This is a genomic window from Zooshikella ganghwensis DSM 15267, from assembly GCF_000428585.1.
Classification (GTDB): domain Bacteria; phylum Pseudomonadota; class Gammaproteobacteria; order Pseudomonadales; family Zooshikellaceae; genus Zooshikella; species Zooshikella ganghwensis.
Genome location: NZ_AUAF01000195.1, coordinates 1 through 6,992, shown reverse-complemented (window position 1 = coordinate 6,992; position 6,992 = coordinate 1). Strand labels below are relative to the sequence as shown.

The following is a 6,992-nucleotide window of genomic DNA, read 5'->3' as shown; positions in this document are numbered from 1 at the left end:
GTAGGAGGTAATAGACTTAACTAGGACAAGCTCGGTATTCTAGCAAATTATGAGCGTATGGTATTGATTGATTAATGAGCGATTCAACAAAGCCGGCAAAAGGTGAAAAACCATATGTTGGTGAAAGCGGGAAAAAATTTGCTGACCGTTTACTCAATGATAAATATGGTCCAAATAATTATCCAAAGGGTCCTAACACTGAACACAATAAGATAAAAAAATGGGGTGATCGATCTTTCCAAAACCCTTAATAATAAGGCTTTTAGATGAATACTGTTTACATATTACATCATGTGCATGAAATTTCGGAAAATACTGAAGATATTAAATTAATTGGAGTTTATTCATCGAAGTTTAAAGCCCAAACCGCAATTAGTAAGTTACAGTTACTAGAAGGGTTTAAAGAGTGCCCTGATGGGTTTGAAATAAGTGAATACCATATAGATCAAGATTACTGGTCTGAAGGGTATTCAACCATTGAATAATATGAAGTTATTATTGTTATTTAAAGCCTACATATGTAGGCTTTTTTATTTAACCCCTTCAATCAAGGCAATATCCTTTTTTAGCAGCTCATTGACCATGGTGTTCAGTTCAATACCTTTTGCTTCAGCCCGTGCTGCGAAATACTCTAATACCTCAGCATCTAAATAAACGGGTAAATTCTTTTTAGCTTCAGGGTTAAAAAACTTGCCCCGTTCACCTTTGCTAAAATCGTATTCGTCACGCATCATGATCACCCTTTCTGGTATTGCTTAATCTCGTTTTTCGTTGCAGGCCGTGCGGATATGATACGGATGGTGACCGTATCTTGCTGCACATCGCGATAAGTGTGTACCACCACTAAATAATGCCTACCTTGGACCTCTCCCAGTGTAATCCAGCGGTCTTCCTCTGGATTAGAGTCATCCTCATCAAAAATCGTTAATGCCAAGGAGTCATTAAACACCTTGGTCGCCTCTTCAAAGCTCACACCATGTTTACGGCGATTGCTGTATGCTTTGTTAGGGTCCCATTCAAAATTATACTGCATAGCTTACCGCTTAGCTGCTGATGTTTGCTGGGCTGTCATCTGTGACGTCTTAATGAGGCTATCAATCACCAGCACCAATGCTTTTTGCTCATCATCAGGCAGGCTATCCACTTGCTGATACAGCTTATGCAACTCATAGTTATGAATTTTTAGCGCTTGGGAAGGCTGTTGACGACCTGCCAGCTCATCCAGACTGACTTGTAAGATATCCGCAATCCTCACCACCGTTTCAAACTGAGGGACAGCTGTACCTCGCTCCCAACGGTTATAGACGCGTGGATCTACCTCAAGCAGTTCTGCTAACCGTGACTGAGTGATATTCCGCATAGAGCGTAATAGCTTGAGACGTTCTGAAAGCGCTGACATATCCAATAAGCCATGACTATTGCATTAAATCTATTATGCAGTATATATCACTATTAACTTATTAGTCTATGCTTGCTTCTATAGCTGCTAAAAAGAGAGCAGCTAAAGGCTTTGTAAGCCGACGTAGAGAACATTGAGAGCTCTTAAATACACTACACATGCGGTGAGCTAGTCTTGGCTGATAGACTGCTGTATAATGGCCTGCAGCTCAAACGAGCTCTTCCTCAACGACTGACTAATCTCTAAAATCTGTGTGTTCGATGCGAACCGGTCGGGGGTAAACCCTAGGTGGTCGAGGCAAAAAAGCTAGAAGTCGGGGTCAAGTCGCCCCCAAGTCGGTGGGGTGTCGGGGTCGCCTAAATCGCTACAGACCAGAGCTGACAAGGCTTATCGCCAAACTGGTCGGAAAATCCCAAAATTCACCTCTTAGGCTCCCAAAAATCGGAATTTTGCATCCATCACACTGACGCTAACCATCTCTGCTCTGAACTCTTGCTAGTACGACTCAATATGCTAAGCCCTATTACTTTTAAGCCTTGATCACTTCCTTCTTTTAGCTGCTTAACCTCAACTCATTCTGACACCCTCTTTCTCAATTGAACCGATAACAGGGCATGCTTCTTCCTTAGCTGCTGATACACTTAACAACAACACACCTCGATATCATCAAAGTGCATCGAGGTGGTCGCTCTTTAACAGAAAACTGCATCGAAGTGCTCCGATGCTAGGCTCGGACGCACAAAGCCGTCCTAGTTTACAACTATTTCCGCGATTACGATCCAACTACTGGACGCTACATCGAAAGTGACCCGATTGGGTTAAATGGTGGGCTAAATACTTATGCGTATGTTGAGGGGAATCCTGTTGATGGCGTAGACCCTGATGGATTATCTCGACGCAGAGCCAATATCAATCAGCCTAACTCGATTGAAACAGTCTCAGCGGCAAGGGTAGAGGCGTTAACCAGGGAAATACAGACAATAGATCCTGGTTTTCGTTATCAAACCATGAGGCCAACTAACGTTAGATACAATGAGCGTGATGTACGAGATTTAGAGTTGGTGCTGATGCAGTACCAAACCATGAGGCCAAGAACGTACAGTCCTAACCAGTGCTCAATAAATAACCCTTCAGGAGGAACATATCGCTTGGTAGACCCTTATACTGGACAAGTGATGCGGACTGGACGCACTAATAACATGAATCGTAGAGAGTATGAGCATGGAAGAGATCCTAACCTCAGGCGTTATGAGTTTCATCCTGATGTTTGGACAGACAGTTATTCCCAACAGCGAGGAAGGGAGCAGCAAATCCATGAGCTACATAACCCACCATTAAATAGGGTAAATCCAATCAGTCCTACAAACCCTAGGCGCGAACTCTATATGAATTCCGCAAATACACCAGCAACGTCGGGTGAATAGCATGAAACGTAAACAGAAATATAAAGAAGGTGACTTGTTTGTAGTGCCACTGCTGGATGGCACTACAGCAACTGGTATTATTGCAAGAATGACCAAAAGACGAGGCGCTAAAGGTATTTTGGGATATTTTTTTGATCAGTCTCCTGAAGAGCTATTAGAAATTGAGAAGTCTGGAAAGCTTAGTTTTAAATCCGCCGTTTTTATATGTAGGTTTGGAGATTTAGGGCTACATGAAGAAAGCTGGACAGTGAGTGGAAGCCTAAAGAACTGGAATCCAGATGATTGGCCTGTACCTGAGTTCTGTCATCAAGATGCCTTATCAGGGAAGTGGGGTAAAAGACTCTATAGTGAGGAGCTCGAGCATCTAACAAAAGACTTTATTCCAATCACTGAAGAAGAAGCTAGCACAATGCCACAAGATGGATTTTCTGGTGCTGATGCAGTAATAATCAAACTAACCAAACTTCTTCGAGAATAATTAATATTAAGGAATTGCAAATATAATTACCTCGTATACATATAAATGCCATTCATATACCTCTAACTGAATAGGCATAAAGTTATGAGTTATTTTGATATAAAAAATAAACTGCAGGAATGCTTTGATAGCAAAGATTCTTCATTAATTTTTAAGTTATTAGATGAGTTAATTAGTAATCCAGAGCCTGTTGAAATAAAAGAGTTTTCGGAAGTGCTTCTTGACTTGATTTTTTCTCTATCTGATTTTTATGAAAAATTAGATAAAAATAGGTCGGGAGCTATTTTTGAATGGGTTAAACAACGCTGGTCAGAAGATGATGCAGCTTATCTGGACATATTATTAAGTATTTTAGCGAACCTAAATACTTCTGGTGTAGATACGTTTATAAATCAGAGAATTGCTGAAACAAAAAGCTATGAGGCTAGAAATTTACTGATTGACTTTGCTAGTGAAACTTAGAAAGTTTATTGATTTAATTGCATAACAAGAGCCCACAACAGTGGGCTTTTTATTATGGGTTTAATTACCCCATAACGTTTTTTTAGCGTTATGTCTTAGAATTAAACCTTCCAGTACAGCTCTAGCCGCTTTCTGATCTTCTTCATCAAAATCCAGTAGGGCTTCCATCTGCAGTTTGAGTTCTTCGCTATATAAGCTGCTACTGATTTATATTCTGGTGCCCTTAGTGCTCCTCCCTCACCCCAGAATACCCAACCCCCTCGAAAAAACTTCCGATAACCCTTGTTATCGGAAGTTTTTGGTTAGTGAATACAAACCATGTACATCAATATTTACAATAGATTAAGAAAAGAGGAAGGGTGTTGTTATGACTACAGTGGGTATTGGGTTAAAGCATACTTCAGCAAGATTAACCCTGTGGAACATATTTACACCACAGGCTGTTTCGTTCTGGTGAAAAGCAGAAGTAATTTAATTCCACTGAGTAGCTGCTTGATAGTCAACCTGGAAGCGTTCCGCCAAGCCTGCAAGACGTCTATCAAGCGTCCATAATGTTGAACCTGGGGTAATTAGTGTGGAAGCAAGTAATGTAATATCTACCAGCCCACATCCTTGGCCATAGAGCTTTTCACGCTCTATAAATTCCATCACTTCATCTAAGCTTGCTTGGTTTGCTGGACGCAATAACCCTATATCGCTAAGCGTCCTGGATCGAGGAGCTGGTGGTGTTCCACAAGCAATTTCCGCCACCACCATGGGATGAGTAAGTGCTAAGTCTGCTTGAATGAGGCTGATCAGAGTATTATTGCGGTTTCTAAAGTGATCCACCCATACCGATGTATCAACAAGTACATTCATTATGGGTTAGACTCCTCTCGACGACGTGGAATATCTTGCATATCGGGAGCAGTACCACCAAGAGCAGCAAGACGTTTGGCTGCTTGAACGCGTACAAACGTTTTGATGGCTTCTCGAAATAGCTCTGACTTATCCATGTCAGGGTCGGCCATTTCGAGAGCCTTATCATACAAATCATCGTCAATTGTAACCGTAGTGCGCATAACAGAATCCTTGATGCATATTGTGATGATAATATGCATCAATATCTGAATCTTGGCAAGTTTTTCATTAGTCAGCACTTAAAGTTTGGAAGGATCTACATAGCCGGTAAGCTGGATTATCGGCTATTTTGAGGAAGAATAATGAAGCAGTTTAGATACCAGTTCTTACCCGATTAGGTTTATCTATTGATCCGCCCAAAATACTAACCTTACTTTGTCGTCGGTATATTTGGAAAGTGTAAATAATGTATCGGGCATACCTGGTAATTGATCATCAGTCTCCATAAGCGATTTTATTTCAGATAATAATAACCAAGACGGTCTATTTGCGTCTTGCCAACACTCTTTTATAAAGTTTTGAAGCTCACTACTCATGTCGATTGGAAAATCGCGCTCACCTGATAGATCATATAAGTATGCATATGCACTTTTCCCCCAATATGGATTTAGATCCTTTGGTACTAATACTCCTTCATAATTTTCATCCAATACGAGAGGATCTGCTAGTGCCCAAATATCATTCTCCTTTACTTAAACGAATGCGTATGAATATGTACTCATCTCTTCACTCTTGGTGGAGCTTGGTAACTTAACTATTAATGAACGTCACTCAGATGCAAGCCAAACACATTGTAGGCCTTATGGCTCAGGGTATCCAGGGAGGTGGGTGGGGAGTGGCTCTTACCCGATTAGGCGACAACTTTACTCCAACTTAAACTTTTTGGTAAACGGCTTACCGTTAAAAGTGTGCGTACAGCATTTGCAAGCTGGCGAAAGGCTTGTCTCATCTATCTCAGGTGCTACCACTTGCAATAGGCCGTCTTTATCTACATATAAACCACTAAAGTAGCTGCTTTCACTTGTTAAAATGTAGTCGTCTGCATCTTCAATATCCATTGAGACCATCCAAAAAATTGGCTCTTGCTTATCGAGTCTGGCTACAGCCTCACTAAAGACGGAATCCCATCTTTTACCTACCTTAGAGAGTAGGAATCTAAACAATGGCGTATAGTCTAAACCCCGCTGGACATCCTTTTTCATTTTTACTGATTCAGCGTCTTTAGTGTTCCTATCGTAACGATAGCTACTACCAGAGTGGTGATGAACACCCCGTGCTTTAGTGTTAACTTTTCTGTATAGAGGTTTTACTCGATCTATCTTCATTCTCAATCTTTAAATAGCCTAACGCCCGCATACATTACCCAGCTAGTGCATTATAGGTATACTTATAGTGGACTGTTTGCAGGGTCGTCCACTAATTATTGACCCCCATTAGGTGTCTGGATCCGTTGGCTCAGCAGTTTCTCTGCGCTTTCCTCCTTTCCAACATAGTATAACGATCAGAATAAGCTCTATACTCCAACGTTGCTGATACCAAAGGTCATTTTCGCTAATTGGCGCAAATACTGAAAAAGATAGAAACCACACTACTGCAGCTATGCCAAAAATGACAGTTAGCATCGAAATTGACTTTTCAAAATACAAAATCGTCATATAGCCTGACATCAAGGCTGATAATGTTAAAAAACCCCACATATCATTTATGTTCATATATACATGATTTTGATCTGCCCATAGTACCCAGTTAAACAACGCCATCCAAAAAATAGCGTTATAGTATAGGCAATAAGATTTCCTAGTATAAAATGAATCTGGTCTATCTAAAATTAGCTGAAATAATCTAATGATGAGTTCTAGCAAGATGATAAGAGTAATATAAAAAGGAACTTTAAATAGATACTTAAAAAACTCTATGCCTTTAGGCATCGCATTCAGTGTAAATACGGTATGAGCAGGAAACCAACCTGCTATATTAGTATAAAATTCCACACTAAAAAGCACTGCCGAAAGAAGAAAAGTATAAACTAGGTTTGTTGGTCTTAACTGTAGTGAAAATGAGAGCCATAAGCCTAAACAAATAGCGGCATAAAACGCTCCAAACACGTTAATAAAAAAACTTAACGTTGGAAACATAAGATATATAACTGCGACATATATTGCACTTTTGATGATTAATTCTTTTTGAGTAATTCTATCTTTACTGCTCACAATAACTACACCTCAGCCAGTTCATGGGCTTTGTTGAATCGCTCATTAATCAATACCATACGCTCATAATTTGCTAGAATACCGAGCTTGTCCTAGTTAAGTCTATTACCTCCTACCTC

At 40.3% G+C, this 6,992-nt stretch carries 13 protein-coding genes and 1 pseudogene; 6 read left to right on the top strand and 8 right to left on the bottom strand.

The annotated features are described in order from the left end of the window. Nucleotides 1–74 precede the first annotated feature (74 nt). Nucleotides 75–251 (top strand): hypothetical protein, encoded by a 177-nt coding sequence (locus F607_RS34345; RefSeq protein WP_157365581.1) that lies wholly within the window; start codon nt 75–77, stop codon nt 249–251. Nucleotides 252–266: 15 nt separating this feature from the next. Further along, nucleotides 267–485 carry a DUF7336 domain-containing protein gene (locus tag F607_RS0123455; RefSeq protein WP_027710012.1) on the top strand — a complete coding sequence of 73 codons (219 nt, stop codon included), beginning with the start codon at nt 267–269 and terminating at the stop codon, nt 483–485. Between the two features lie 45 nt (nt 486–530). Here F607_RS0123455 and F607_RS0123450 read toward each other — a convergent pair whose 3' ends face one another. The 3 genes from F607_RS0123450 to F607_RS0123440 are packed head-to-tail and all read right to left on the bottom strand — an operon-like array spanning nt 531 to nt 1,399. Beyond that, nucleotides 531–734, bottom strand: a complete 204-nt coding sequence (locus tag F607_RS0123450; RefSeq protein WP_211233703.1) for a hypothetical protein — start codon at nt 732–734, stop codon at nt 531–533. A gap of 2 nt (nt 735–736) precedes the next feature. Next, a complete protein-coding gene (locus tag F607_RS0123445; RefSeq protein ID WP_027710010.1) occupies nt 737–1,033 on the bottom strand; it encodes a BrnT family toxin in 297 nt (98 codons plus the stop codon). Between the two features lie 3 nt (nt 1,034–1,036). After that, entirely contained in the window at nt 1,037–1,399 is a 363-nt protein-coding gene (locus F607_RS0123440) for a helix-turn-helix domain-containing protein (RefSeq protein WP_051311771.1), read from the bottom strand. Between the two features lie 755 nt (nt 1,400–2,154). On the opposite strand from F607_RS0123440, the pseudogene F607_RS35855 reads away from it, so the two are divergent. The 4 genes and pseudogenes from F607_RS35855 to F607_RS0123425 form a co-directional block, all read left to right on the top strand. Continuing rightward, nucleotides 2,155–2,277: pseudogene (locus tag F607_RS35855) on the top strand (RHS repeat-associated core domain-containing protein); the annotation flags it as partial. A 189-nt stretch (nt 2,278–2,466) separates the two neighbouring features. Continuing rightward, entirely contained in the window at nt 2,467–2,823 is a 357-nt protein-coding gene (locus F607_RS35680) for a hypothetical protein (protein WP_230400456.1), read from the top strand. A 1-nt stretch (nt 2,824) separates the two neighbouring features. Then, complete coding sequence (locus F607_RS31425; RefSeq protein ID WP_051311769.1) at nt 2,825–3,301, top strand: Imm26 family immunity protein; 477 nt, start codon at nt 2,825–2,827, stop codon at nt 3,299–3,301. Nucleotides 3,302–3,385: 84 nt separating this feature from the next. Next, complete coding sequence (locus tag F607_RS0123425) at nt 3,386–3,763, top strand: hypothetical protein (protein WP_027710008.1); 378 nt, start codon at nt 3,386–3,388, stop codon at nt 3,761–3,763. 471 nt (nt 3,764–4,234) lie between these two features. Here the strand turns inward: F607_RS0123425 and F607_RS0123415 are convergent, their stop codons facing one another. The 5 genes from F607_RS0123415 to F607_RS0123390 all read right to left on the bottom strand — a co-directional run bounded on the left by F607_RS0123415 (nt 4,235) and on the right by F607_RS0123390 (nt 6,873). Beyond that, nucleotides 4,235–4,621, bottom strand: a complete 387-nt coding sequence (locus F607_RS0123415; RefSeq protein WP_027710007.1) for a type II toxin-antitoxin system VapC family toxin — start codon at nt 4,619–4,621, stop codon at nt 4,235–4,237. Continuing rightward, nucleotides 4,621–4,824: a type II toxin-antitoxin system VapB family antitoxin gene (locus tag F607_RS0123410; protein ID WP_027710006.1), complete on the bottom strand. Its 204-nt coding sequence runs from the start codon at nt 4,822–4,824 to the stop codon at nt 4,621–4,623. Before F607_RS0123410 ends, F607_RS0123415 begins: the two co-directional genes overlap by 1 nt. A 183-nt stretch (nt 4,825–5,007) precedes the next feature. Continuing rightward, nucleotides 5,008–5,313, bottom strand: a complete 306-nt coding sequence (locus F607_RS0123405) for a hypothetical protein (protein WP_027710005.1) — start codon at nt 5,311–5,313, stop codon at nt 5,008–5,010. Nucleotides 5,314–5,526: 213 nt separating this feature from the next. Then, nucleotides 5,527–5,988 carry a hypothetical protein gene (locus F607_RS0123395; protein WP_027710004.1) on the bottom strand — a complete coding sequence of 154 codons (462 nt, stop codon included), beginning with the start codon at nt 5,986–5,988 and terminating at the stop codon, nt 5,527–5,529. A gap of 108 nt (nt 5,989–6,096) precedes the next feature. After that, nucleotides 6,097–6,873: a hypothetical protein gene (locus F607_RS0123390; RefSeq protein ID WP_027710003.1), complete on the bottom strand. Its 777-nt coding sequence runs from the start codon at nt 6,871–6,873 to the stop codon at nt 6,097–6,099. Between the last annotated feature and the right edge of the window lie 119 nt (nt 6,874–6,992).